Origin of the sequence: Prosthecobacter sp., from assembly GCF_044227185.1 — a bacterium.
Classification (GTDB): Bacteria; Verrucomicrobiota; Verrucomicrobiia; order Verrucomicrobiales; family Verrucomicrobiaceae; genus Prosthecobacter.
Window position 1 is genome coordinate 289,628 of sequence record NZ_JBGAFO010000006.1, and the last position, 26,099, is coordinate 315,726.

At 63.3% G+C, this 26,099-nt stretch carries 20 protein-coding genes; 13 read left to right on the forward strand and 7 right to left on the reverse strand.

The window, feature by feature from the left end; all coding sequences use genetic code 11:
- Window positions 1-152: 152 nt before the first annotated feature.
- From ACILSQ_RS16090 to ACILSQ_RS16100, 3 genes are all read left to right on the forward strand, one after another.
- Window positions 153-1,139, forward strand: coding sequence for a bifunctional oligoribonuclease/PAP phosphatase NrnA (locus tag ACILSQ_RS16090; protein WP_395744675.1), 987 nt, complete (start codon window positions 153-155; stop codon window positions 1,137-1,139).
- The gene (gene truB / locus ACILSQ_RS16095) at window positions 1,117-1,848 is read left to right on the forward strand and encodes a tRNA pseudouridine(55) synthase TruB (protein ID WP_395744676.1); all 732 of its coding nucleotides are present in this window, start codon (window positions 1,117-1,119) and stop codon (window positions 1,846-1,848) included. Before ACILSQ_RS16090 ends, truB begins: the two co-directional genes overlap by 23 nt.
- Before the next feature lie 166 nt (window positions 1,849-2,014).
- A complete protein-coding gene (locus ACILSQ_RS16100) occupies window positions 2,015-3,043 on the forward strand; it encodes a hypothetical protein (RefSeq protein ID WP_395744677.1) in 1,029 nt (342 codons plus the stop codon).
- On the opposite strand, the gene ACILSQ_RS16105 is transcribed toward ACILSQ_RS16100, so the two are convergent.
- Complete coding sequence (locus ACILSQ_RS16105; protein ID WP_395744678.1) at window positions 2,988-4,223, reverse strand: XylR family transcriptional regulator; 1,236 nt, start codon at window positions 4,221-4,223, stop codon at window positions 2,988-2,990. The genes ACILSQ_RS16100 and ACILSQ_RS16105 overlap by 56 nt on opposite strands.
- Before the next feature lie 99 nt (window positions 4,224-4,322).
- Between ACILSQ_RS16105 and ACILSQ_RS16110 the strand changes: the two genes are divergently transcribed.
- The 4 genes from ACILSQ_RS16110 to ACILSQ_RS16125 all read left to right on the forward strand — a co-directional run bounded on the left by ACILSQ_RS16110 (window position 4,323) and on the right by ACILSQ_RS16125 (window position 9,053).
- A complete protein-coding gene (locus tag ACILSQ_RS16110) occupies window positions 4,323-5,897 on the forward strand; it encodes a family 10 glycosylhydrolase (RefSeq protein ID WP_395744679.1) in 1,575 nt (524 codons plus the stop codon).
- Window positions 5,898-6,058: 161 nt separating this feature from the next.
- Window positions 6,059-8,128, forward strand: coding sequence for a penicillin-binding transpeptidase domain-containing protein (locus ACILSQ_RS16115; RefSeq protein ID WP_395744680.1), 2,070 nt, complete (start codon window positions 6,059-6,061; stop codon window positions 8,126-8,128).
- 13 nt (window positions 8,129-8,141) lie between these two features.
- A complete protein-coding gene (locus ACILSQ_RS16120; protein WP_395744681.1) occupies window positions 8,142-8,567 on the forward strand; it encodes a DUF6941 family protein in 426 nt (141 codons plus the stop codon).
- Window positions 8,568-8,573: 6 nt separating this feature from the next.
- Window positions 8,574-9,053 (forward strand): hypothetical protein, encoded by a 480-nt coding sequence (locus tag ACILSQ_RS16125; RefSeq protein WP_395744682.1) that lies wholly within the window; start codon window positions 8,574-8,576, stop codon window positions 9,051-9,053.
- Here ACILSQ_RS16125 and ACILSQ_RS16130 read toward each other — a convergent pair.
- Window positions 9,019-10,827, reverse strand: a complete 1,809-nt coding sequence (locus ACILSQ_RS16130; RefSeq protein WP_395744683.1) for an exosortase/archaeosortase family protein — start codon at window positions 10,825-10,827, stop codon at window positions 9,019-9,021. The genes ACILSQ_RS16125 and ACILSQ_RS16130 overlap by 35 nt on opposite strands.
- Window positions 10,828-10,911: 84 nt before the next feature.
- Between ACILSQ_RS16130 and ACILSQ_RS16135 the strand changes: the two genes are divergently transcribed.
- The 4 genes from ACILSQ_RS16135 to ACILSQ_RS16150 all read left to right on the forward strand — a co-directional run bounded on the left by ACILSQ_RS16135 (window position 10,912) and on the right by ACILSQ_RS16150 (window position 15,033).
- A complete protein-coding gene (locus ACILSQ_RS16135) occupies window positions 10,912-12,057 on the forward strand; it encodes a hypothetical protein (RefSeq protein ID WP_395744684.1) in 1,146 nt (381 codons plus the stop codon).
- A 66-nt stretch (window positions 12,058-12,123) separates the two neighbouring features.
- On the forward strand, window positions 12,124-13,326 hold the full coding sequence (gene glgA, locus ACILSQ_RS16140) for a glycogen synthase (RefSeq protein ID WP_395744685.1): 1,203 nt from the start codon (window positions 12,124-12,126) through the stop codon (window positions 13,324-13,326).
- Between the two features lie 77 nt (window positions 13,327-13,403).
- Window positions 13,404-14,468 carry an ATP/GTP-binding protein gene (locus ACILSQ_RS16145; RefSeq protein ID WP_395744686.1) on the forward strand — a complete coding sequence of 355 codons (1,065 nt, stop codon included), beginning with the start codon at window positions 13,404-13,406 and terminating at the stop codon, window positions 14,466-14,468.
- Between the two features lie 31 nt (window positions 14,469-14,499).
- On the forward strand, window positions 14,500-15,033 hold the full coding sequence (locus tag ACILSQ_RS16150) for a hypothetical protein (protein WP_395744687.1): 534 nt from the start codon (window positions 14,500-14,502) through the stop codon (window positions 15,031-15,033).
- Between the two features lie 78 nt (window positions 15,034-15,111).
- Here the strand turns inward: ACILSQ_RS16150 and ACILSQ_RS16155 are convergent, their stop codons facing one another.
- The 5 genes from ACILSQ_RS16155 to ACILSQ_RS16175 all read right to left on the reverse strand — a co-directional run bounded on the left by ACILSQ_RS16155 (window position 15,112) and on the right by ACILSQ_RS16175 (window position 23,494).
- A complete protein-coding gene (locus tag ACILSQ_RS16155) occupies window positions 15,112-17,400 on the reverse strand; it encodes a PVC-type heme-binding CxxCH protein (RefSeq protein WP_395744688.1) in 2,289 nt (762 codons plus the stop codon).
- A 476-nt stretch (window positions 17,401-17,876) separates the two neighbouring features.
- Window positions 17,877-19,517, reverse strand: a complete 1,641-nt coding sequence (locus ACILSQ_RS16160; RefSeq protein ID WP_395744689.1) for a PQQ-binding-like beta-propeller repeat protein — start codon at window positions 19,515-19,517, stop codon at window positions 17,877-17,879.
- A 40-nt stretch (window positions 19,518-19,557) separates the two neighbouring features.
- Window positions 19,558-21,849, reverse strand: coding sequence for a PQQ-binding-like beta-propeller repeat protein (locus ACILSQ_RS16165; RefSeq protein ID WP_395744690.1), 2,292 nt, complete (start codon window positions 21,847-21,849; stop codon window positions 19,558-19,560).
- A 329-nt stretch (window positions 21,850-22,178) separates the two neighbouring features.
- Complete coding sequence (locus ACILSQ_RS16170) at window positions 22,179-22,643, reverse strand: hypothetical protein (RefSeq protein ID WP_395744691.1); 465 nt, start codon at window positions 22,641-22,643, stop codon at window positions 22,179-22,181.
- Between the two features lie 101 nt (window positions 22,644-22,744).
- Entirely contained in the window at window positions 22,745-23,494 is a 750-nt protein-coding gene (locus ACILSQ_RS16175; RefSeq protein WP_395744692.1) for a glycosyltransferase family 2 protein, read from the reverse strand.
- Between the two features lie 144 nt (window positions 23,495-23,638).
- Between ACILSQ_RS16175 and ACILSQ_RS16180 the strand changes: the two genes are divergently transcribed.
- Window positions 23,639-24,322 (forward strand): PIG-L deacetylase family protein, encoded by a 684-nt coding sequence (locus ACILSQ_RS16180; protein ID WP_395744693.1) that lies wholly within the window; start codon window positions 23,639-23,641, stop codon window positions 24,320-24,322.
- Window positions 24,322-25,986 carry an ArnT family glycosyltransferase gene (locus tag ACILSQ_RS16185; protein ID WP_395744694.1) on the forward strand — a complete coding sequence of 555 codons (1,665 nt, stop codon included), beginning with the start codon at window positions 24,322-24,324 and terminating at the stop codon, window positions 25,984-25,986. Before ACILSQ_RS16180 ends, ACILSQ_RS16185 begins: the two co-directional genes overlap by 1 nt.
- The last annotated feature ends 113 nt before the right edge of the window (window positions 25,987-26,099 follow it).

Sequence of the window (26,099 nt, forward strand, 5' to 3'; positions counted from 1 at the left end):
ACTCTTCCTCCCTGAAAGAGGGGCAGAGCCTGACCGGAACTCCGGGGGGCAGGGAGGAAGAGGGGGGCGCGCAAATCGCCCCAAACTTCCGCTCCCGCCTGCATCTTCACCTTGCAGCTTTCCGCCCGTGGTGCTTTGTGCGCACCCCCCGGATGCCTGCCAACTCCACCACCGCTGAAATCGTCGCCGCCATGCGCTCTGCGCAGCGCATTGCCGTCGTGGCCCACGTGCGGCCGGATGGAGATGCGGTGGGCTCCGTGCTGGGCCTGGCGCTGAGCCTGCGGGCGCTGGGGAAGGAAGTCATCGCCATGCTGGAGGACGGCGTCCCGGGAAACCTCGCGTTTCTACCTGGGACGGACACGGTCATTCAGCCCGGGACGGAGCCGCTGGAGCTCGACCTCGCCATCGCGCTGGACACCGCCACGCATGAGCGCGTGGGGGAGAAGACCAAGGCGCTGCTGGATGCCGCGCCCGTGCTGGTGAACATCGACCACCACCCGACCAATCCCGGCTACGGCACGCTGAACCTCATCGTTCCCACCGAGCCTGCCACGGGGCAGATCATTTACAATCTGCTCAGCGAGCACGGGCTGCCGATCGACGATGTGGTGCGGCAGAACCTCTTCATCGCCATTTCCACGGACACCGGCTCCTTCCAGTTTTCCTGCACGAATGCGCGCTCCCACCGGATCGCCGCGGAAATGATGGAGGCGGGGCTGGACACGGCGCGTCTGGCGCAGCTCGTTTACCAGTCCTATCCGGTGCGGCGGCTGGAGCTGATGCGGGACATGCTGAACCACATGCAGTTCCGCGCGGAGGGCCGCATCGTGAGCTGGCAGCTCAAGCAGGAGCTGATGGACGCCATCTCCATGGAACCGGGAGACACGGAGGGGCTGATCGACACGCTGCGCATGATCGACTCCGTGGTGAGCTGCGTGATTTTTGAAGACATCCCCGGCGGCAAGGTGCGCATCAGCGCGCGGTCGAAGGACAGCCGCTTGGATATGTCCGCCATCTGCGGACAGTTTGGCGGCGGTGGTCATCGCATGGCCTCAGGCGCACGAATGAAGGGGCCCATTGGCGAAGCAGCGGAGAAATTTTTGCAAGTACTCGAACATGAAGTCAGACGAATTGATTAGCGGCGTGCTCCTGGTGGACAAAGGCCAGGACATGACCTCGCACGATGTGGTGGCCGTCGCCCGGCGCTGCCTGAACATGAAGAAGATCGGCCACTGCGGCACGCTCGATCCCATGGCCACGGGCATGCTCATCCTGGTGCTGGGAAATGGCACGCGCCTCTCTGATCTTCTCATGTCCGAAGACAAGGAATACGTGGGCACGCTGAAGCTGGGCCAGACCACGAACAGCCAGGACGCTGAAGGCGAAGTCACCGAAGAAAAGCCCGTGCCTGCCGACCTCACGCTGGACCAGGTGAAGGCCGCCTTTGACACCATGCGCGGAGATTTCTACCAGATGCCGCCGATGGTCTCCGCCATCAAGGTGGACGGCGTGCCGCTGTACAAGCTGGCGCGCAAGGGCCAGGAAGTGGAGCGGGAGCCGCGGTTTGTGCGCGTGTATGATTACGAGATCACGCGCTTTGAGCCGCCGTATGTGGACTTCCGCGTGGTGTGCAGCAAGGGCTTCTATGTGCGCACCTACGCGCATGATGTGGGGCAGAAGCTTGGCTGCGGCGCGCACCTCAGCGCCCTGCGCCGCACCCGCTCCGGCCACTTCACGCTGCAGCCCGGCAAGCATGTGACCTTTGACCAGCTCAAGCAGGGGAAGAAGGACGAAGTGCTGGCCGCAATGCTGACGCTGTATGACGTGAGCAAGCTGCGCGGGGCGTGAACCGGGCAGCGGGCTTGCTCCGGAGATAGGACATGGGCCTATGTGTGAGTCCGCGTTCCGATCTGGCCGCCACTTGCGCATTCCCGGCACTCCCTTGTCTGCATGAAAACTTCACCGGGGTGCCGCTGTTTAACGAAGTACAGCCGAGTCAACGGCTGCACTGACCATGAAACTTCGCTCTCTCTGCCGTTATGCGGCGTCCCTGCTGGTGGTGCTGACCGGCCTGACCGCCTTCGCACAAACAAATCCTGCCCCCGCTCCCACTTCCACTCCCACGCCAGCCCCTGCGGCTGCTCCTACGCCCACGCCGACGCCTGCCGCAGCGCCCACGCCGGCACCCACTCAGGCCCAGGCCATTCTTAGAGCACGGCTGGCCGGCCAGTCGCAGCGGGCCGCGCTGCTGGGGGTTGAAATTCACAATGCCGACCAGCGCATTGAAAGCCGTTTCGGCGATCTGATCACCACACTGCAAACGGTGAGCGACTCCAAGAACTCGCAGACGAAAGTCACGCGGATGAAGGAGGAGACCATCGCCAGCCTGCAGCAGGCCATCACCTACTATCAGCAGAAGCGCGCGTGGCTGCAGGAGCAGATGGTGCGCCCCACCTTCAATCTGACGCAGACGCAGAAGCAGAGCATCAGCAATGATTTCGAGGAGCGCATCGAGAAGCGGGTGAAGCAGATCGTGGAACTGTACAAGACCTTCCCCAAGCACGAGGATTTCGAGCGTTACAAGGCCGTGGGGCACAACTGGCTCGGCGGCGTGCGCTATGTGGACAGCGAGGACTACCGCGAAAACCTCCGCCTCACCAGCCAGGCCGACACCATGCGCAAAAAGCTCGTCAAAGACATGCAGGCCAGCATCGACCAACTGGACCGGGAAAGCAGCACCCTCGCGGGCCTCAGCGGCAACGCCTCCAATCCCGAGCTGCGCGAAGTGTATGGAGATGAGCAGCGCAAAAACGACGAGCTGCGCGGCGCGCTGAAGCAGGACCTGGACGCCATCATGAGCGGTCCCGCCGTGCCTGGCCGGCCCATCAGCGGCCACGAGGCCCAGGCGCTGGACAAGATCATCAAGCATTCCATCGATGCCTTGCAGGGCGAGTTTACGCTGCTGTTCTCCCGCTACGCCGACTGGCTCACCGCCGCCTCCGCGGTGAACACGCTGCGCGCTCAGGTGGCGGAAAAAAAGTAAGGCGGCTCGTCTCCTGCCGGGTGCGAACCGTGCGAAACGTCTTCGGACTCGGCCAGCCCTGCTTTTTGAAAGCGACACACAGATATTCGCCGGAGGAGAAGCCGACGCGTTCCGCCACTTCTGCAATGGACAGCCGAGTGGTGCTGAGAAGCTGGCGGGCGTGGTGCAGGCGCGTCTTCAAAATTTCACTGTAAGGCGAGCCGCCGAAATGGTCGCGAAACTTGCGCTCAAAGGCAGTGCGGGACATGGGCACGGCTTTGAGCACCTCCTGCACGCCGATGCCCTCGCTCGCATGTTCGCGGATGTAACGCACGGCCGCCGCGAGCTGCGGATCGGGCACCGCGATGGCATCGGTGGACTGGCGTGCGATCACGCCCAGCGGCGGGATCTTCAGCGGTTTTGGGCTCACGCGCTGGCCGCGCATCATGCGGTCCAGCAGGCGCGCGGCTTCGTAGCCCGCCTGCCGCGCATTGGGCATCACGCTGCTCAGCGGCGGCTGGCAGAAGGCGCAGAGGAGCTCGTCATTGTGCTGGCCGATGACGGCCACCTCATCCGGCACCTGCAGGCCCAGCTCCCGGCAGACCTCCAGCACATGCTGGCCGCGGATGTCGTAGCTCGCCATGATGCCCACGGGCTTGGGCAGCGCGGTGAGCCAGCGTGCCAGCTTGCGCCGCTCGCGGTTCCAGTTCAGCGCGTCCGCGGGCTGGGAGTCAAACACAGCGCACTGATGCCCCGCACGCTGAACCGCGGCCACGAAATGCCGGGAGTAGTCGCGCGCCCAGGCAAAGCGGCAGTCTCCGCAAAAGCCGAAATGGTGGAAGCCGCGCTGCAGCAGATGTTCCGCCGCAAGACGCGCCAGCCCCGCGCCATCGGCGATCACTGCGGGAAACTCGGGCGCCAGTTCCGCGCCGCTGACATTCACCACAGGAACTCCCTTGGAGCGCACGGCTTTTTCGATCACCGCATTGTCCACACGGGCGATCACGCCATCGCCCTGCCAGCTCGCGAACCAGGGCGCCTCGCCGCTGCGGCCCAGTTCCGTAAGGTGCACGGCCCACTCGCCATGGGCGCGCAGGTAGTCGCGGATGCCCTGCAGCAGTTCACGGCAGTAGGCGTTGGAGGTTTCGATCAGCAGCGCCACTGCGGGGAGTTGCGGCTGGGGGGCGCGTTTGCGTTTCACGGCCATGGAACAACCTGCGCAGGCTGACGCAAAATCACAGAAAAATTGTGCAAAGTCGTCTGGAAGCTGCCGCTGTCGCTGTGTTGTAATGAGACCACCATGCGCCTGCTTCTTTCCTTCCTCCTGCTGCTCAGCCTCACGCCTGCCCACGCGGCCGAGGGCAAACCCAAGCGGCGGCTGGTGCTCTGCGATGACGGCGGCTCCCTCGGCGCGCCGGACATGGAGGCACCCATCGGCATCGAGGGGCTGGTGAAGGAGGCCATCGATCCGCTGCGTGATACCATGGTGGACACGCTGTACTGGCAGATCGGCGTGGACCCCTGGATGGGCACGGACACCCACCGCCTGAGCGACTGGTACCTGCACAAAACCAAAGTCGGCACCCTCTGGGGCTCTGACCGCGACAAATTCAAGACCGCCTCCGAATGGCGCATCTATGAAAACGCGCACCAGATGATGGAGCAGGGGACTGATCCCGTGGCCGTCGTGATCGAGCAGGGACACAAGGCCGGGCTGGATGTGTTTGTGTCCTTTCGCATCAATGACGGCCATGACTCGCGCCTGAGGGACGGCGCCAAAGACACCAACCTCGTGCCCATGCGGCGGGATCACCCGGAGTGGTTGATCGGCGAAGACGCCTTTTCCAAATTCGCGTACAATTTCGCCGTGCCGGAAGTGCGCACCTACGTTCTCGCCCTTCTTCAGGAAGCCATCGCCCAGTATGATCTCGACGGCTTCGACCTGGACTTCTGCCGCGAGCCCAAGCTGTTCAAAAGAGGGGAAGGGGAGAAAAACACTGCTCTCGTCACGGAGATGGTGCGCGCCGTCCGCACTGCGCTGGATGCGCGCGGCAAGGCTCTGGGCCGCAAGCTTCTCCTGTCGATGCGCGTGCGTCCGGACATGGACAAGATGCGCCACGGGGGCATGGACGTGGCTGCCTGGGTAAAGGCCGGGCTGGTGGACATCCTCATCGTCGGCGATCCCTCCGGCTGGAACTACCGCCTGCCCATCGAGCAGTTCAAAGAGCTGGCAAAGGGCACCGGCTGCAAGGTGCTGGCGCAAAACCTCTGTGCCTTTAAAGAGGACCGCGGCCGCTCCACCAGCGTGCTGTTTGGGGAGCGCGACTATTACAGCACCGCGCAGTTCCGCGCCACGGCTGCGCTGCACTGGCAGGCTGGTGCGGACGGCATGTACCTGTGGAATCAGCATTGGATCAAACATTATCGGGACGCCGCCTTTGACCGCCAGTCGTGGAAGGAGATTGGCGACCCCGCCGTGCTCGCGCACAAGGACAAGCACTACATCGTGGGCCCCCAGGGGCGCGGCGGCCCGCTACCGCTGGCGCTCGCGCAAGCCGGAGACAAGGCGGAGATCAACGTGGAAATCGCAGACGATCCCGCCGCCTCATCGGCGCAGGTCACGCTGCGGCTCATGATCGAGCAGCTCACCATGCTGGATAAGATCGACATCCGTCTGAATGGGGCCGCTCTGGACGTCAGCGCGGCGAAAAAGCGCCTGAACTACAACGACTGCTGGCTGGACTTTGAGGTCTCCAAGCTCATGCGCAAAGGCGGGAATGCCCTCACGATCCAGTGCGCCACGCGCAATCCGCACGTCCTCGCTTCACTGTCCCTGCGCCGGGTGGACGTGCTGGTGAGCGGGCTGGGAAAGTAGCAAAAAAGGCGCGGCAGGCGGGGCATGACCGGGGGCTGTCGTCTCTTTAAGGAAGCCGCCCCGACCCCGACCTACGGCTTGACGCCATGCCCGCGTAGCCGCATGTTCCGGGGTCTGCCGGATTGTCGTATGGAGGGTCTGGCGGCAGCCCAATCATTCCCATGCTTTTCTCGTATGAACTGACCTCGTCGCGCACGCTCAGCCGGTCTCTGGCGGCGGGTATTTCGCTGCTGTCCCTGCTGGCGCCGCAACTGCAGGCCCAGGTGGTGCTGAAGGCACAGCCGGTGGAGGCCGTGGAAGACGAGGCTAAAAAGGCGAAGCCTGCCGCGCCGGAAAAGCAGGACCTGAACGCCTCGTGGGCCACGCAGAAGGAGGCGCGCGCCATGACCCTGAGCGTGCCGGCGCCGCGCGGGCAGATCGTGGACCGCCACGGCATCCCCTTTGCGCAAAACCGCGCCGCGAATTATCTCGCGCTGGTGATGCCCTACATGGAGAGCGCGAGCGATGCGCAGGTGACGGCCTTTGCGCGCTCCACCATCGACAAGGCGAACCAGGTGCTGGGCAAGACCTGGTCTCTCTCAGACGAGAAGGTGCTGCTGCACTACAAGCACCGCCGCTGGCTGCCGCTGGTCTTTTCCGTGGAGGAGGGGCTGAACGTGGAGATCACCCCGGACATGGAGGAAAAGCTCAAGCCCCTCCTCGGCAGCACGCTGGTGCTGCAGCCCGCCTACCTGCGCCACTACCCGCAGGGGGCCACCGCCTGCCACATCATCGGCTACACGGGCAAGACACGGCCGCTGCCCACCGGCCCCATCGTGGACGGCGACCCCGTCTTTGAGGAAATGGAAGGCCGCGAGGGCATTGAAAGCGCCTTTGACAGCGATCTCAAAGGCCAGGCCGGCATTGTGAACGTGCTCTTCAGCCCGGATGGCAAACGCCTCTCCGAGGATGTGCGGCGGGCGCCGAGCCCGGGGCGCAACGTGGTGCTCTCCATCGACTACAACTTCCAGAAGTACGCCGAGAACGCCCTGAAAAAGCACACCACCGGCGGTGCGATGGTGATCATGGACGTGACCAATGGCGACATCCTGGCCATGGCCTCCAATCCGGGCTTCGACCTCAATGAATTCGTGCCCGGCATCCGGCAGAAGCGTTACGATGAACTCACGAAGGACCCGCACCTGCCGCTCTACCCGCGCTCCTTCCGCGGCGAATATCCCCCGGCCTCCACCTTCAAGATCGTCACCGCCCTGGGCGCGCTGGACAGCGGCAAGGTGGATGCCAAGACGCAGTTTGACTGCCCGAACGCGATGGAGATCGGCAACCGTGTGTTCAAGAACTGGAACAAGGAAGGCGAGGGCAGCATGAACGTAGTGAGCGCGATCAAGCGTTCCTGCAACACCTGGTTCTACCGGGCCGCGCTGGAGTCTGGCGCCGACTTCATCACCAACATGGCGCTGCGGCTGGGCTTTGGAGAGCGCACGGGCATTCCGCTGAAGGCGGAAGGGGAGGGCTTTGTGCCCACGAACAGCTACCTGCTGCAGCACCGCGGGCATAAGATGCTGCCGGGAGACCTGGCGAACATCGCCATCGGCCAGGGCATGGTGCTGGCCACGCCGCTGCAGGTGTGCCAGTGCATGGCCGGGCTGGGAGATGGCAAGCGCATCCCGCAGCCGCGGCTGGTGCTGCAGATCCAGGATCTGGGAGACCGGGTGGTGCAGGCCTACGAGCCGAAGGACCGCAGGCGCATCGATCTCAATCCCGACCAGCGGCAGACGGTCATCAGCGGCATGGTGGCCGTGGTGAATGGCGGCGGGGGCACCGGGCACGCGGCCGCCATCAAGCAGGCGGAGATCGCGGGCAAAACGGGCACCGCGCAGTGGCGCATCAACAAGGATCAAAACCTGGCCTGGTTCACCGGCTTCCTGCCCGCGGGCAAGCCCATGTTTGCCTTTGCCGTGGTGTATGAGGGCGAGCCCGGAGAAGACATCAGCGGTGGCAAAAAGGCCGCGCCGATCGTGCATGAGGTCTTCACCAACATCTTCGAAAAAGCCCCGGCGGACGATCCCATGCTGCTGGCCATGAAGGAAGTGCCCAAGGCCACGCTGGTGCAGGAGGAGACCACCGAGAAGGCGGTGGCGGTGCAGACGGCGCGCCCGGCCCAGGCCGCGCCCCCGCCGCCGGAGAAGAAGGGCATCGGCGGTTTTTTCAAACGCCTCTTTGGCCGCTAATCATCCGCACGCGATGAACATCCAGCTCGCCATTGTCTGTGACTTTGCCGCCGACTACCAGGGCAAGCTCTGCATTCAGGGCGCCTTTGACACGCTCTGCGCCCAGACCTTTCCGGTGATGCATCCGCAGTGCTTCATCGCCGTCCGCATCATTTTCCAGACGGAGGACGCCGGCAAGCATGAGTTCCTCATCCGCTGCGTGGATCCGGAGGGCAAGGAGTTCCTGCCGCCCGTGAGGGCGCAGATGGAGGTGACCTTTCCTTCGGCCTTCATCCCGTTTGTCTCGAGGAACATCGTGTTTCCTCTTCACGGGCTGAAGTTCAAGCGGCAGGGCATCTACCGCTGGCTGGTGCAGCAGGAGGATGAGACATTGGCAAGCATTCCGCTACGAGTGACGCTGTTTGACGAACGCCGCTCCGCCACCGGCCCCGCAGGCTAGCCACCCATGACCACCTCCAAGCCCAAGACCCAATCCGAGACCACCACCCCGGCGGGCACTCCGGTGCGGCAGCTCTCTGTCTTCCTGCACAACCGCGTGGGAGCGCTGATGTCCCTGGTCAAGCTGCTCACGGAGCACCGCATTGAAGTTCTGGGCCTCTCATTGCAGGACACCACGGAGCTGGCGCTGGTGCGCCTCATCCCCAGCGATCCGGAAACCACGGAGATGCTGTTCATTGAGAAAGGCATTCCGCATGTGGTTTTTCCCGTGACGGTGGTGGAGCTGCGGGAGACGGACCACACCCTGGTGCATGCGCTCTCGGCCCTGCTGTCCGCCGAGGTCAACATCGACTTCACCTATGCGCTCTTCGTGCGTCCGGCGCGAAATCCGGTGGTGGTGCTGCACCTGGACTCCCCGGAGGTGGGCTCCGAGGTGCTCTCCAGCGCCGGCTTCAAGGTGCTGACGCAGGAGGATTTGAGCCGCTAGCCACCTGGTGCAGGGGCATGATCTGCGGGACCAGTTTGGCGATGAATTCGCGCGTGTCCTCCACCGCGCCGAGCTCGAGCAAGGGGTTCTCAGAGCCCACGCGCTGCTCCGGCAGGGGGACGTAGAGGGAGGCCATGGCCCAGCGGTGCTGGACGTTGCGGAACACCGAGTCGTAGTAGGAGAGGAAGACGTGCTCGTAGTGGTCCGCGCAGGTGGTGCCGTCTGAGCCGATGTACCAGTAGAAATTGATGGCGCGAGTGCGGATGCGCATTCCGGGCTGGGGCTCCACATCGCGGAAGATGCGCATCATCATGACGGTGATCTCACGGCCATCGTCCAGGCGGATGGAGACGGGCATGCGGTCGGTGACGGTCCAGCCCTGGTTTGGCAGGCAGACCTCCGGGCGGTGGAGGCTGCGTTTTTCGAAGCCGCTCAGGATCACGGTGGTCATGATGACGCGGCCTTGAGGGGACATGTAGGTGTGGCGGGTGAGTTTGACGCCCTCGTCCAGGAGGCTTTTCTCCTCGGTGGTCATGTCGCTCCTGGTGGCCTGATAATCGCCGAGGGTGAGCGGGAGGAACGGCTGCCGTGAGTCGTCAGCCACCATTTTCACCCCGGGCGCCGCCACCTGGAAACGGATGTCCGTGCCCATGCAGACGCCCAGGGCGGCCAGCATGAGCAGCAGGGTGGCGGCAAGCTGGCCCAGCGTGCGGCGCGGCTGGGAAATGGCGCAGATGCTGCCCGCGGCAGAGGGCCGGACGTGGCGCTGCAGGTTGGATTTCATCTCACGCCCTTCGAACAGCCAGCACAGGGCAAACATGCCGGCCAGCGCCACGCCAAAAACCGCGAAACCGGCCATGCTGTGGTAGGGCGACATTTCCTGATGGTCTCCGATGTGCCTGCCCACGGCCACATCCGCGCCCATGTGCAGCGTGCCCACCACCAGCAGCAGCAGGCGCACGATGTTTCCAGCCACCGCCAGCGGGACGGAGCAGGCAAACAAAAGCAGCCGCCAGCGCGGACGCCGCAGCGCCACATAGCCCAGCAGGGCGGAGATCATCATCAGGGCGAAGAGCGAATTGATCCCGCTGCACGCCTTATTGATGTCGAGGCTGAAGGATTCACCAATCTGCCGGCCGTGCGCGGGATCCGGGGCTGACTGGAGTGCCGAGCCCTCGTTCACCGCGGGCACGCCCACGGCGTTCAGGACGGCGGCCGCCATCGCCGCAGTTTTCGGGCGGAGAGGGGAGGAGACGGAGTCCTCCAGCGGCTGCATGGGCCAGGCGAAGAACAGAAACAGCCAGGCAAAAAACAGCGTGCGCATCCAGGCCATGCCCGCCACGAGCAGAATGACGCCCGCCAGCACGAACTGCACGGCCAGGAAGCCGGGATAGCCGGTGTTTGCCTTGTAGCCGATCCAGAAGAAGAACAGGCCCAGCGCCAGGGGCAGCGCGCCCAGCCAGGTGCCGCTCCAGGGCAGCTTGCGCAGCTCTCCCAGCCGCAGCCAGACCAGCCCGGCGACCAGCGGTGGCACCAGCAGGCAGAACTGCCAGTCTCCCTTCAGGCTCACCCAGCGCGCCCAGCCGACCAGGATGCTCTCGCGTTTGCCAAAGTCCCACTGCTGGTAGGGCCAGACCAGGAAAAGCAGGGCCAGCACCACCGGCACCCCCCACAGGGCCGCCTGCCGCAGCATGGCAGGCTGCAGCAGCGGCGGCGGCGGGCCTGAAGGCGCGAGGGTGGACAAATGCGGGCTCTGGGTGGATTCTGTTGCCATGACTTGTATTGACGGACAAAGGCTGGCCTTGTTTGTTGATTCTGGCAACCTTCATCGCGTAACGTCACCGCCGCACTTTCTCTCATGTCCGACTTGTTCTCCCCTGATTCGCCCAAAACCATCGACGAAGACGCCGAGGAGGGGGCGCTGCAGTTTGCGCGCTGCAGCCAGAATTCTGCAGAGACGGAGGACCGTAAAAAGGCGGATAAAAAAACAAAATCCGCGGCCGCAGACGCGTTGAATGAGGATCTGGCGATGCACCGGGACCATGCCTCCACGCTGCCAAATCTGCGGCGGTCACACCTGACCTATCGGCATCTGGCCGTTTCGTTCGTCATTTCGCTCGGCATCGGCGCGCTGGTGCTGGGGGGCGGCTGGTGGTTCTACACCAACAAGATCGAGCCCCGGCTTTCCGGCTCCGGCGCTCCTGTGGCGGCCTCCGCCTCAGCCTCTGCTGCGGCCCCCGCGGCCGCCACGGACGAGGCCCTGAAGGCGGAGCTCGCGCAGTCGGCGGAGCAGATTGCCGCGCTGCAAAAGCAGGTGGATGTGATGCGCCGTGAGCAACTGCTCACGCAGCAGAACACCCGCGAGTCGCTGGAGAACATCTCCGCCACGCTGAAAAATCCGCAGCTTGTGCCTCCGGCCGTCACCGCCACCGCAAGCCAGCCCGGCGTGGCGCGCATGGCCGAAATGAAGGCGGAGGTCTCCCCGACGCAGCAGGAGTTTATCCAGCTCAAGGAGCGCAACCGCCTGACGCAATACGCGGACGAGGCCATCGCCACCGGCATGCGGGCCCCGCTTGAGCTGCTGGTGCAGAACATGCGTGATCCGCAGATGGAGCACCTGCATTATGCGGCGCAGGCCGAGTACCTGCGCGCCGTGCGCGCCATCCAGATCCTTCAGCGCGAAGACCCCGGCTACCATCTGCCCGTGGCCGAGCTCTTCAAAGACACCAACATCCGCGACGAGGCGGACGTGCCGCCGGAGCAGCTCCTCAAGCTGCTGGCTGACTCCAAGCAGCCGGCGGAGGTGCGGGTGCGCGTCTGCTTCCTGCTGCTGGGCAGCCCGCTGCCGGAAACGAACGCCGCGCTCATCAAGGCCATCAAGGAGGACCCCTCGCTCGATGTGGCCAAGCACGCCCAGCTCGCCCTGGAGCAACGCATCAAAAAACGTTTCCGCATCTTTGACATCCCCGCTATCGAGGAATGGTTCAAATCGCCGGAGAAGTGATCCTGCGAACGTTTGGCCGTTGACCTTTTCTCTTTCCCGCACGCATTGCGTGCACCCGCAGCCCACATGAAAGCTCTCTTCCTCACCAATGAATATCCTCCGCACATCTACGGCGGGGCCGGCGTACATGTCGAATACCTCACCCGGGAGCTGGCGAAACTGATGGAGGTGGATGTGCGCTGCTTTGGCGACCAGGACAGCGACGACGGGAATCTCAAGGTCAAGGGCTACGGCCTGGACACCACCGGCTGGGACAGCCCTCTGAATCTGAAGTCCGTCTTTGGCGCGCTGCAGCGCTGCCTCAATTTCAACACCAGCGGCATCGACGCCAGCCTGGTGCACCTGCACACGTGGTATGCGCACTTCGGCGGCATCCTGGCCAAGCTGAACTACGGCGTGCCGATGGTGCTCACCGTGCACTCGCTGGAACCCCTGCGCCCGTGGAAACGTGAGCAGCTCGGCCATGGCTATGACTTCACCGTGTGGCTGGAAAGCACCGCGCTGAAAATGGCGGACGCCATCATCGCTGTCTCTGAAGGCACGAAGGCGGATCTGCTGCAGCACTTTGATCTCGATCCGCACAAGATCCACGTGATCTACAACGGCATCGACCTCAGCGAGTACCGCCGCATCGAAGCCCCGGAGGTGCTGCGCAAGCATGGCATCGATCCTGAGAAGCCTTACGTGCTCTTCGTGGGCCGCATCGCCCGGCAGAAGGGCATCGTTCATCTGGTGCGCGCCATCCAGCATCTCGATCCGGGGTTCCAGGTCGTGCTGTGCGCGGGAGCACCTGACACTGTGGAGATCAAGGAGGAGATGGAGGCCGCCGTGGCGGAGGCCAGCAAGGTGCGGCCCGGCGTCATCTGGGTGCAGGCCATGGTGCCGCTGCAGGAAAAGATCGCCCTGTATTCGCATGCGGATGTCTTCTGCTGCCCGTCCATTTACGAGCCCTTCGGCATCATCAATCTCGAGGCGATGGCCTGCGAAACCGCCGTTGTGGCCAGTGCCGTGGGCGGCATCAAGGAAGTCGTGGTCGATGGCGAAACGGGCATCCTCGTGCCGCTGGAGCAGCAGACGGAGAGCCCCTTTGAAGCGCTGCATCCGGAGAAGTTCGCGCGTGATCTCGCCGCCGGCGTCAACAAGCTCATGGGTGATCCGGCCTTGCGCCACCGCATGGCGCAGGCGGGACGTCAGCGCGCCGAAGATCACTTTAGCTGGAAGAGCATCGCACGGAAGACCCTGGCGCTGTACAAGACGCTGGCGGGTTGATGCGTGGCAAGCCCTGCTGAGGCTTAAAACCTGATGAGCAAAACTTGCTCGGCTTCAAATCATCAGGCATCATCCCTATGCTCAAATCACTCCGCATTGAAAACTTCACGGTTTTTCCGCAGGCAGAATTCAAATTCGGCAAGAACCTGAACATCATCATTGGTGAGAATGGTTCGGGCAAATCACATGTCCTGAAGGCTGCCTACTGTGCCATCGCAGTCAGCGCCAGAGGGGCGAAGGATTCTGCTTCCGATGCGCCGACGAAAGGGTATTTGGCCACGGCATTGGCGGACAAGCTGCGTAACGTTTTCAAGCCGGATGAACTGGGCAGGCTGGCGCGCCGCCGACAGGGGCACACAACATGCAGTCTGAAGTACGAATTCGCGCCGTCAAAGCTGGACTTGGAATTGTCTTTCAAAACACCCAGCAAGAAGGAAGTCGTCATTGGCAGGGTGCCGGAAGCATGGGGTGAAAAGCTTCCTGTGTTCCTTCCCACGCGTGAGCTGCTGACCATATCGCCGGGATTTGTCTCCCTCTACGAGACCACACATCTGCCTTTTGAAGAGACCTGGCGTGACACCTGCATTCTCCTGGGGGCTCCTCTTGCAAGAGGTCCAAGGGAGCACAGGATTAAAGAGCTCCTTGTCCCGCTGGAGGAAGCAATGGGTGGGAGTGTGGAGCTCGATAAATCAGGCCGCTTCTACCTGAAGGTCGCCACAGGCAGCATGGAGATGCATCTTGTCGCCGAGGGGCTGCGCAAGCTTGCCACAGTGGCGAGGCTCATTGCCACGGGTTCGTTGCTCGATAAAGGCTGTCTCTTCTGGGATGAGCCGGAATCCAATCTCAATCCGCGGATCATCAAGACCGTGGCCAGGACGATTCTGCAGATCGCTGCCAGCGGCATTCAGGTCTTCATTGCCACTCATAGCCTTTTCTTGATGCGGGAGCTGCACGTCCTGCAGAAACGTGAGTTTCAGAAGCTGGATACACGTTGCTTCGGCTTGCACATCGCGTCAGATGGAGCGGTCAGTGTGGAGCAAGGCAGAACCATGGACGAAGTCGGAAGCATCACCGCCCTGGATGAAGATGTGCAGCAGTCGCAGCGCTACATTGACACCGAAATGGGAGTGCCTGCCGAATAGAAACGAACAAAGTACAAGCAAACGTACAACGATGCCTCGGCTTCAAGTGGATACCCTGAGCTTTGACTTTGGCGCTGGCGTCAATGCGCAGCTCTATGACCGGTCGCAGCATTATACCACTGTTTGGAATGCATCTCCGGGTGGAAAAAAGGCCGTGGATGTCGTGGCTGTGCAGAGTATGCCTCCTCCAAGCACGACTTGGCTGATCGAAGCCAAGGATTTTCGGGTTATCACCAATCCGCCCAGACCTTGCAACATCGGGAGGCTGGCTCAGCTCGTGACTGACAAAGTCAATGACACTCTGGCGGGGCTCGCTGATGCCACCAGCCACGCCTCTGAGCCAGGCGAAAAGGCGATTGCAGCAAGTGCTCTTGCCTCTGGTGTGAAACGTGTCGTTCTGCACCTGGAACCGCATACGGGTCCTCATACTGCATTGTTTCCAACGGCATTTGCCGCCAATGTGCTGCAACAGTTGCGTCAGCTTGTTAGATCGATCGACGCAAATCCTCTAGTTCTCAATATTGCCTCAACATCTCGTGCAGGTGTTCCATGGAACGTCAGTTGATTTCGAAGACCATGCCCCTTCGAGTTGCTAAATTCCGGCTGGAAGAGCATCGCACGGAAGACACTGGCGGGGTAGGGATCACGGCGCTGAGCGGAGAAAGGCGATGATGCTGGCGATCTGCTCGGGCTTCAGGGCGTCGCCGAGGCCGGCGGGCATGAGGGAGATGTTGCGCAGGGTGCGGATGTCGGCGCGCTTGCGCAGGATGGTGCGCTCGGTGCCGCCGGGGAGTTTTAAGGTGACGCTGGTGGGGGAGTCGGAGGCGGCGATGCCGAGGAGGGTTTCGCCGCGCTGCGTTTTCACGCGCAGGGTGTCGTAGCCCGGGCGTGCGGCCTCGCTGGGGAAAAGCACGTCGCGCAGGATGACCTCCGGCGCGCGCTGAAACTCTGCATCCAGATCCGGCCCCACGCTGACGCCGAGGCCGTGGGATCTGTGGCAGGCGCCGCAGATGGCCTGAAACAGCAGGCGTCCCTCCGCGAGGTCCGGCTTCTCCTTCAGCGCGGCCAGCACGGCGGGCACGCGCTTTTCCCAGGCGGCATTCTGCTCGGCGCTGGGGGCGGCGGGCACGGGGGGCTCGGCCTGCTGCGGCAGCGGCTTGGTTTCCTCCAGGCCAAGCCGCAGGATTTCGCCTGCTTTGCCGGAGGTGACCACGGCGAGGCAGGCGGAGATTTCCTGCGCATCTCCACGGCTGGCGATGATGCCGGCGAGGTTGTGCATCACCGGCTGGCTTTGACCGGTATCTGCGGCCAGCGCGAGCAGCAGCTCCTTTTCCAAATGATGAGCGGAGCTGGCGATGGCCGCATCCATCCACTTGAGCTGTCCGTGATTCCGCGCCAGCGCGAGGAGCGCCTCTTTGTCTGCGCCGACACTGAGGGCGAGCTGCAGCGCGAGGCCGGGCTCCAGGTCTTTCTGAAGACTGAGGGCACGCGTGGCGGCGTCGAGCGGTTTGTCGTCCTCCTGCCGCAGCTTGAGAACCAGCGCCTCGCCGGGGCTGAGTTTTGGGTTCGCGTAGGGCTGCGTTGCTTCGAGGATCCAGATGCGGCCGTGGTCATGGCCGTTGATCACGCCGTACTGCTGCTGCAGGTGGCGTGGGATGGCAGAGTAGTCCTCAATGATTTCGCGGTAGAAGTCGCAGATGGCCATGCCGCCCTGCGGTGTGTGCGCGAGGCTCATGGGGTGAAACCATGAGTCGCGGGAGGAGAGAAATTCGCGCTGCTCCTCCCCCTTGACGCGCTGCAGGCGCAGCCGCGTGCCATCGCGCACAATGTCGGCGCGGTGCACGAGATTCTGCGCGGGCTCGCACACGAAGTACTGGCCGCGCCAGATCAGCGGGCCGCAGGCGGAGGTGAAGTAACCGGAGGCAGCGGCATCGCTGAGGCTGATCTTGCGGTAGAAGGCGAAGTACTCCGCATGCTGCTCGCGCTTGGTGCGCCAGGGATGGGGCCGGGAGATGGGATAGACGCGCGTGTCATCGCTGGCGGGGGCATCCAGCAGCGGTGCGGCGGCGTCTGGATTGCGCATGAGGTAGCGCCATGGAATGGGCGTGACGTAGAGGCCGGGATGCGTGGTGGTGCAGACAAAGCGCTCGCCGCCGGGCGTGAAGGCCATGCCCATGGTCTTGGTGCTGCCGCTCACGGGTTCGATGGCGCTGCCATCCGCACGGATGCGGAAGTCGGTGGCGGGCAGCGTCACCGGCCGTGCCAGATGCGGCCCGGTGATCTGGCCGCCAGCCCAGCCGCGCCCAAAGTAGTACCAGCCATCGGGCCCGAGGGTGGGCGCATTGATGCCGCGTTCCAGATTGCCGGTGCCAAAGCCGGTGAAGAGTTTTTCATTCACGTCAGCGCGGTCATCGCCATCGCTGTCCTTCAAGAAAACGATGTGCGGCGCGCAGGCCACGATGAGGCCGCCATTCGCGGCAGCGATACCATAACATGGTGGCAGGCGGTCCGCCCACACGGTGGCCTGGTCCATCACGCCGTCGCCATCGGTGTCGCGCAGCAGTTTCACGGTGCCGTAGGTCTCCGCCTCGGCCTTCTTTTTGGCGGCTTCGCTGGCCTGGATGCGGCGCACTTCGAGATCGAGCTGCCCCGACTTGTTGAGCTCGTCGATGTCATACTGCCCTTCCACATTGTAGCCGTGCAGCTCGCAGACAAAGCAGCGTCCCTTGTCATCCCAGCAGATGCCGGACGGCTCGCGGATTAGCGGCTCGCTGGCCAGCAGGCGGATTTGGTAACCCGCAGGGACCTGGAAGAGCTTCGCGCTTTCCGCCGGAGAGAGCGGCTGCGGTGCATCCTGGGGCCTGGGGATGTCAGCACGCGCGCTGGCAAACATCATCAAGCACAGCGCCAGGAATGCGTGGCGGAGTTTCATGAACTGCAAGCAGGAAGGATGGAGCAGCATTTAGAAACTACGTGCCTGGAATCTCAATCTTAGGCCGTGTTCAAAATCGGGTGAAAGGAGGTGAGCCAAAGCGCCTTTGGCGCGCGGGCCTCAGAGCCCGCAGCAGGTGGCATGCACCTGTGGGCCGGAGCGTCGGTCCAGGCCGGTGGCAAGCACGAGCATCCTGGGCAGCGGCGGCAACGTGAAAGGGAGAGGCGGAACGGCTGGATGCAGCGGAGTGCTGCGGGCTCGGAGGCCCGCTCTCCGCGGACTGCATTCGCAGCGGTCGTTCAGCTGGCTCCCAAACAATGCCTGGAGCATTTAAATTATTTCATGTCCGGCTCGCGAAGCCGTCGCAGTTCGATGAGGGCACGAAATCATTCAAATGCTCTTACGAACCCCGGCATGCGCATGAAAAAGGCGGACCGTTGCCGGTCCGCCTTTCGCTTGGATTTTAGCCTGTGCTCTTACTTCGCGGCAGCTTCGGGCGTCTTGGCGCCTTCCTTGAAGCAGTAGAGGTGGGTGTGGGTGGTCACGTAGAGGGCGCCGTTGGCGGCGACGACGCTGCTCAGCAGAGGGGAGGGGAACTCGATGGTGGTGATTTCCTTGAGCTCCTTGCCTTCGGCGAGGACGAAGAGTTCGCCTTCTTCGTTGCCGATCCAGACTTTGCCGTCGGCCACGAGCGGGCTGGCCCAGATGTGGCCCTTGGTGTCGAACTTCCAGTATTCCTTGCCGGTCTTGGCGTCGAGGCAGAAGACGCGGCCGGTGTAGTCGGCGGCATAGACGAGACCGTCCTTGATGGCGGGCGTGGAGATGGTGCGCTCGATGCCTTTGAAGGTCCACACGGCCTTGCCGGAGAGATCGCCTTTGCCCTTGGGGTCGATGCAGCTCAGGCAGCCCACGCCTTCACCGTGCTCAGGGTCCTGGCCGATGTTCACGTAGATGAGGCCGTCGGCGATGGAGGGGGTGGCGATGATTTCGCTGGGGCCGTCGTACTCCACATACTTGATGGGCTCACCGGCGGAGTTCTTGCGATACTCGGGCGGGTTGGCGTCATAGCGCCAGTTTTCGTTCAGGATGTCCAGGCCTTCGGCGTCCTTGTGGGTTTCCGGGGCCATGGAGTACACCCAGCCGTCGCCAGCGGCGAAGACGATCTGCTTCTTGCCGTTCACATCGAGGGAGTTCGGGGAGGACCAGGAGCAGTGCAGCACGCGCTCGGAGGCCACGTGATCCATTTCACCCAGCAGCGTGCCGTTTTCGGCGTCCAGCATGATGAAGCTGGGGGAGTTCGGCGCAGGGATGTTGGTGTGGGTCCAGTCCACGCCGTTGCAGGTGGGGACGAAGACCTTGCCGTCGATCACCAGCGGGTAGCCGGCGGTGGCGTTGTGCTGGAACACGCCGAGTTCTTTGTACATATCATAGACCCAGAGGATGTCGGCATCGGTGTCGCCAGGGGTGAGGGGGGCGGTGGGCTTGCCGTCTTTGTCCAGCGGGGCCATGAAGGCGCCTTCGTCCTGCATGCCCTGGTTGCCGTTGGACATGCCTTTGACGTCCAGGCAGACGATCTGGCAGCGGTTGCTGGGCACGTAGGCCTTGTCGCCGACGATGGTGGGGCTGGCGCAGATGCCGAGGTATTCCCAGTCATTGACCTTGCCGCTGCCCATCTTCGGGGAGACGAGCTGCCATTTGAACTGGCCGGTGTACTCGTCAAACACCATCATGATGCCGCGGTCGCCGATGCTCTTTGGATCGCGGGGAGACTCGTTGTTGGTGCCCACATAGACCTGGCCGTTGGCGACCATCGGCGTGCCGTAGGTCTGGGAGCCGAGCTTGGCCACCCAAAGGCAGTTCTTGGTGGTGCTCATGTCGATGTCCTCGGCGCCCTGGGCCTTGTTGGCGTCCTGGGCGTTCGGGCGGAGGCGTCCGGCTTCCTTCGGCGCGGCCTTGGGGCCGTACTTTTTGCCGGGGTTGAAATCGATGGGCAGACCTTTTTCGTCAGACACCATGTTGCGGGTGTTGCCACCGCCCCACTGGGTGTAGTCGGCGGCATGGAGCGAAGCCGAGGCCACCAGGGCTGCGGCGAGGATGGGAGACAGTTTCGTGGTCATGTGGTTTAAAACAAACGTTTCGGGGAGCGGGTCTCGATGATTACTTGTTGGGAGTGACGCTCAGGTTGTCGAGATAGACACGCTTCTGATTGAGCGCGGTAAAGCCAAAGATACCGGGGGAGCCGTTGGTCTGGATGTTCTTGGGCACCTTGACTTCGAGGGTCCAGGCCTCGGGCTCCGGCTTCGACTTCTCCCAGGCCTTGGCGCGGATGACACCGCTGCCGTCCTTGGCCGCGTCCACCCGCGTCTTGAGGGTGTACCAGGTGTTGGCGATGATCTTGAAGGGGACTTCCTGCTTCAGGCGTTCCGGGTTGGAGCTGACCTCCAGCTTGCCGGCATTGCCGCGCAGGCAGATGAGGTAGCGCTGGTTGATGAGACCGATGTCGGACTTCGCACGGGCGCTGCCGTCCGTCATCACGTCTGCCTGCATGGTGTAGTTGGAGAGGTGGGACGGAGCCACGAAGACCGTGGCGCGCTGGAAGAGCAGGCGGTCAAAGGTCTTGGCGAAGACCTTGTTGCCGGGAGCCCCGGCGACTTCGCGCACGTCAAACTTGAAGCGCGCGCCGATCCACGGCAGCGGCGGGTAGGAGAATTTGATGTGCTCGGTGGGCTGCTCGTCGGTGAGTTCGTAGTGCTCGAAGTCCTCGATCAGCGGCAGGTTGCGCAGGGCGCGGCCGCGGATGGTGCCAAAGAGGCCGTCTGAAGAGGTGGCCTTGAAGGCGCCGGCGCTGGACTTGGCATCCGATGCCACCACGAGTTCGCCTGCATCGTTGAACTTGGCGTCCATCGTGGCCTTCACCTTCGCGGTCGGAGGAATGAAGGTCTCCCATTTCACGCCTTTGACCTTCGGGCTGACGAGCATGCCGTTGGCATCGAGGCTGCGGACGCGGAACTTCTGCTTCTCCCCGGTCATGATGACCGTCTCAGCAGGGATGATCTGCAGCGTCACGGCCTTGCCGGGCTTGGGGATTTCAGCCACGGGCGCCGCATCCACCTTCACGCCTTTGTGTGGAATGGTGAAGGCATAAAAGTGTTTGGTGGTCGTGACGTAGAGCATGCCGTTGCAGACGCTGGGGGCGCCCAGGCAGTTGCCGTCGAGCGTGATTTCCTGGACGATTTCGCCATCCTTCTCGCCGGGCTTCACCACGACGAGCTTGCCTTCCATCATGGGGCAGTAGAGCAGGCCGTCCACATACAGCGGGGAGGAGTGCAGGTTGGCGTTGCTGAGCTTCTTCTTCCACATCTCGGCGCCGGTTTCGGCATTGATGGCATAGAGCGTCGCGCCGTCATCGAGCTGGTAGATCACATCACCGACGACCACAGGCGAGCTGCTGGTGGCGCTGATGGGGGCGCGCCACAGCTCCACGCCGGGTTCCAGCGTGGTGGATTCGGTGGCGGGCGGCACGGGGGCGGTGAGCTTCTCCGGCAGCTTGATGCAGGTCATGCGGCCCTTCTCGGTGGTGTCCACGTTTTCATCGCCGTGGACGGAGATGAGCTTGTTGCCCTTGTGGATGACGACGGAGGAGTTGATGCCGTTTTTGCAGGTGTGCATCTTCCAGTAGGGCTTGCCGCTGCGGGCGTTGAGGCAGACGATGTGGCCGCAGCCGGTGGTGAAGTACATCACGCGCTTGCCGTCACGGGTTTCCAGCACGGGGGTGGAGAAGGAGCTGTCCACGGGCGGGCTGACGCCCGGCAGGGACCACCAGGCAAGCTCGCCGGTCTTTTTGTCAAAGCCGTACACGCGGTCCGCCGCAGGGCCGTCGGCGCCCCAGTTGGAGAAGATGAAGTGGGTGATGACGAATTCGCCTTCGATCACGGGGCTGCCCACGCGCGCATTGGGGAAGGTCATGCGGCCAAAGTCCTCCATCAGCGGGATCTCGAAGACCTTCGTGCCGTCGATTTCATAGCACAGGAAACGGCCGGCATTGCTGACCACGTAAACGCGCTTGGTCTCAGGATCGACCGTAGGGGCGCCGATGGAGTAGCGGTTGTAGATGGAGTCGCTGAGGTAGTCGGTGAACTCATGCTCCCAGAGCTTCTTGCCTGTCTTGGCATCCATGCAGGTGAGCAGTTCGACGAGATCCGTCGTCTCGCCCTTGTAGCCCCACAGGATGACTTTGCCATCGAAGACCACGGAGGTGCCACGGCCGCGGATGTCCGCCATCCACGTGGGCTTCTCGTCCAGCTTTCCAGCGCCGGTGTAGTGCTCCAGGCTGACGCCGTTCTGCAGCGGCCCGCGCCAGTTCGTCCAGTCGTTGGCTTGGGTGATTCCGGTCAGGGCCAGGGTGGCGGCCAACAAGCAGCCGAGGGAGGGAAGGGGACGGTGATGCATGGAGTGAGAATGGATGGGAACGAAACATCGTGAGCACGCGCCGCGCTTCAATGCGATTTTCATACCTTTCGCAAGGGAGGCGATGCGTGCAGCAATCGAGGGGGGAGAGGCGAACGGAGCAGCCGGGAGGCATCTTGCACACCTACGCCTGCAAACTCCTGCCGGTGCGCAGAATGATATTTGCCAAAATGCGCAAATGCTGTGCTGCCGCGCTGCTGAAACCACGGTGCCTAGGCCGCTGCTGCCATGCAGATGTCTGAGTTTCGTGACAGGCCCGGCGGGGAAAACCGCCACGCGAGCGCTCACTCAGAGGGCGGGCTGAAGGATGACTAAACGGCCGGTGTCCTGCGCGGATACGACTCATGGATGATGCGGCGGAGCAGATCGCCGCCGGGTTCTTCGGCGAGTTCCTCCCAGATGTCGGAGACGTAGCGGGCGAACAAGGTCTCAAGCTCTGCGATCTCCACGGGCACGCCGCGATGTTTCAAGGTGCCACCGAAGGCTGGCTGCACGCGCTGAAGCATCGACAAGAATTCGGGGATGAGCGTCTTGGGCAGGAAGGCGAAGAGGTAGTCAAAACTGAGTGCGTCGCATTCAGTTTCTGGCTCGTCTTCATCCTCATCGTCGTCTTCCAGATAGGTGGTGGTCCGGACGCCTGCGGACATGAAGCTGACGGTGGTGATCGAGCCGGGCTGGTGGTGCTGGTGGGCATCCTGACGCGGGAGGTCGCACACATCTTCGCTCAGCCTGAAGCCGAGCGCCCGCAGGGTGCGCGCGGCGGTTCTTACAGGCATGGGCTGAGGGAGATGCAGCTCCACCTGTTCGCTCTCATGAAGCTTGGAGAAATCAATGCCCGGCATCATGAGTGGAAAGACCCGCAGGTAGGGGCTTCAGATCAAAGCTCGGGGGCTTCGGAGGGGTTCAGCGGGGCCGCTGCGGGCATGGCGGCGGACTGCCTCCGCCAGCGCAGCATGAGCTTGATGAACTTGATGGTGTCGCGCACGGGGCGGATCTTGGTCTTCTCCGCGCCGTAGATGGTGCTGACGGGGACGCTCTGGATGGTGAATCCGGCGCGGCTGGCCAGCAGGAGCATCTCGGTCTCGAAATCAAAGTGGTCGCTGCTGCCCATGATGTAGGTGACCAGGCTGGAGCGGATGAGGCGGAAGCCGCACTGCGTGTCCGGGATGCGCATGCCGCAGGCGTTGCTGATGATGCGGGACATGAGGCTGTTCACACAGCGGCGCACCAGCGGCATGCCCTTGATGTTTTCAAAGCGGTTGCCCACCACCACGTAGGCCGAGCCTGAGCGCGCGACGGCGGTGAAGCGTGAGACTTCCTCCGGCGCATGCTGGCCGTCTCCGTCCAGCAGCATGATGTAGTCGTAGCCACGTTCGGCCAGGGTCTTCATGCCGGTCTTCATGGCCGCGCCTTTGCCCTGATTGACGGCGTGGACGATCACCTCGGCCCCGGCTGCCCGGGCGAGCGCCGCCGTGTCGTCAGGCGAGCCGTCGTCCACCACCAGCACGAGATCCACCTGGGGGCGGGTGCGGCCGACCACATCCGCGATGGCCATGGCCTCCCGGTACGCAGGAATGAGGGCGGCGATTTTGCACGAACTGGGAATGGTCTGGCTGGCGTCCTGCATGAGGGAAGGGGTGGGCAATCTTCCACGGTTTCGGGGAGCCTGTCCAACCAGAATATCAAGGGGCAAAGAATTCACCTAGCGTGCCGGAATAAGCCGGGTATGGAAAGCGCCCCCTTTCCAGCCCTCCCCGACCACCCACCCACGATGCCTCTTTTCCACACGCTTTCACCCCACGATCGCGTGCTGGTCTTTGCCCCCCACCCGGATGATGAGGCTCTCGGCTGCGGCGGGCTCATCCAGCATGCGGTGGCCCTGGGCGCGCAGGTGCGGGTGGTGTTTCAAACGAGCGGCGACAACAATCCCTGGCCGCAGCGCTACGTGGAGCAGCGCTGGGTCATCGATGAGGACTGCCGCCGGCGCTGGGGCGCGCGGCGCCGGCTTGAGGCGGTGCGCTCGGTGGAGACACTGGGCCTGCAGGCGGAGGCGGCGGTTTTCTTCGGGCTCCCGGACCAGGGGCTGACGCGGCTGTGGCAGGAGAAGGACGAGCAGGCGCTGGCGCTGCATGTGGCCGAGCTGCAAACTTTCCGCCCCACGCTGCTGGTGGTGCCTTCGGAGGATGACAACCACCCGGACCATGTGGGCTCCCATGCCCTGATTCACGAGGCCATGAAATGTGCCGGGATGAACCTGCCGGAGTGGGCCTACCTGATCCACCGCCGCTGGTTCTGCCCGGAGGCCTCGGGGCTCACGCTGCAGCTCACACTGGCGCAGAAGGCGCGCAAGCTGGCGGCCATCGAGTGCCACGAGACGCAACTTTTCCTTAGCAGCAGCCGCTTTTGCAGCTATGCACGCGACCAGGAAGTCTTCATTCCATCCAACCCAAGCTGATGTCCCTACGCTCCCAGTTCCTCACCCTCCTCGCCATCTGCACCGTCATGTTCTGGTGGCGTCTCGGACACCTGCCGCTGATCGACCCCGACGAGCCTTTCTATGCGGAGACCACGCGGGAGATGGTGCAGCGCAATGAGTGGCTGACGCCGACGATCTTCGGCGAGCGGCAGTTTGAAAAGCCGATCTTCTTCTACTGGCAGTCCATGACGGCGATGAAGCTTTTTGGCGACAATGCCTTTGCCTGCCGCGCGCCCTCCGCCGCGGCGGCCACGCTGCTGGTTTTCCTGACCTGGTGGTTTGGGCGGCGCATGTTCTCCCCGCGCGCGGGCTTCTGCGCCGCGGTGGTGCTGGCCTCGGGGGTGGAGTATGCCATCATGTCCCGCCTCATGCTCACGGACATCTGCCTGGCGCTGTGCATCAGCGCCTCGGTGTTCTTCTTCTGGCTGGCCACGCAGGAGGAGGACAAACGGGACAAGTGGATGATCCTGCACTTCGTGGCCTCGGCCTTCGCCATGCTGACGAAGGGGCCGGTGGGCATCCTGGTGCCCACGCTGGGCTCCATCTGCTATCTCTGGCTCACGGGCACGCGCTCGCCCTGGCGTGGGAAGGGGCTGTGGCTGGGCCTGCTGGCCTGGGCGGTCATCGCCGTGCCGTGGTATGCCACCATGTTTGCGAAGTATGGCATGGAGTACTGGCACCGCTTCTTTGTGCATGAAAACTGGGAGCGCCTGACCAGCGCGGAGCACAAGCACAGCAACCACTGGTGGTACTACATCATGATCCTCGTGGCGGGCAATCTGCCGTGGATCCCGCTGCTCATCGCCGGTGTGGTGCGCACGGTCACGGGGCTGAAGACAGACAAGCGTCTGCTCTTCCTGGTGTGCTGGTTTGTGCCCAATCTGATCTTCTTCACCATCTGCAACAGCAAGCTGCCCACCTACACCTTCTTCCTGTTTGTGACGCTGGCGCTCATCATGGGCCATACGCTGGATGAGTGGATCGGCAGGGGCTTCCGCGGCAAAGGGGAGCGCATCGTCGCCTCCGCGCTCGCCATCTTGCAGACGGTGCTGGTGCTGGGGGCGGCAGGGGCCATCACGATCATCCTGCCGAAGGACAGCAACAGCTTTGTCAAGGATCTCACGCCGGTGGTGTACGTGCTGGCGGGGATCATCAGCGTGCCGATGGTGCTGCTGCTGATGCGGCGCACGGCGGCGTGGGCGGGCACGACGGTTTTTGTGACGGCGTTCATCGTGATGTACATGCAGTACGGCGTGGATGAAAAGGTGAGGGAGTACACCTCCACCCAGGGCATCGCCGAGGAAGCGAAGAAGGTGCGCCAGCCCGGGGAGCCGATCATCACCTCCAGCTTCATCGCCCGTGCGGTGACATACTACACCGGCAGCATGCCCGAGGGGGTGATCTTCTTCCCCTCCAACGCCGAGCAGGTGCAGCCCTACTTCACCCCGCATCCGCCGCTGAACATGCTGCGCAATGCCATCGGCGCGAAGGAGTTTGCCAGCCACTACCCCAGCGTGCTGTGCATCTTTCTGAAGCACGACGTGGCCCACTGCGAAGCCGACGCCTCGCCGCTGAAGGGTCGGCTGGAGAAGCTGGCGACGATCGGTGACCGGGTGCTGCTGCGGATCAAGGGGACGCCGTGAGGCTCCGGCAATAATCGTCCTCGTCCTCCTGCTCGTACTCGTCCTCGATCAGGGGGCGTCGATGACACCTGACGGTTTGAGACGGGGCGTGTTGCTCACTTTGGGAGGGCGTG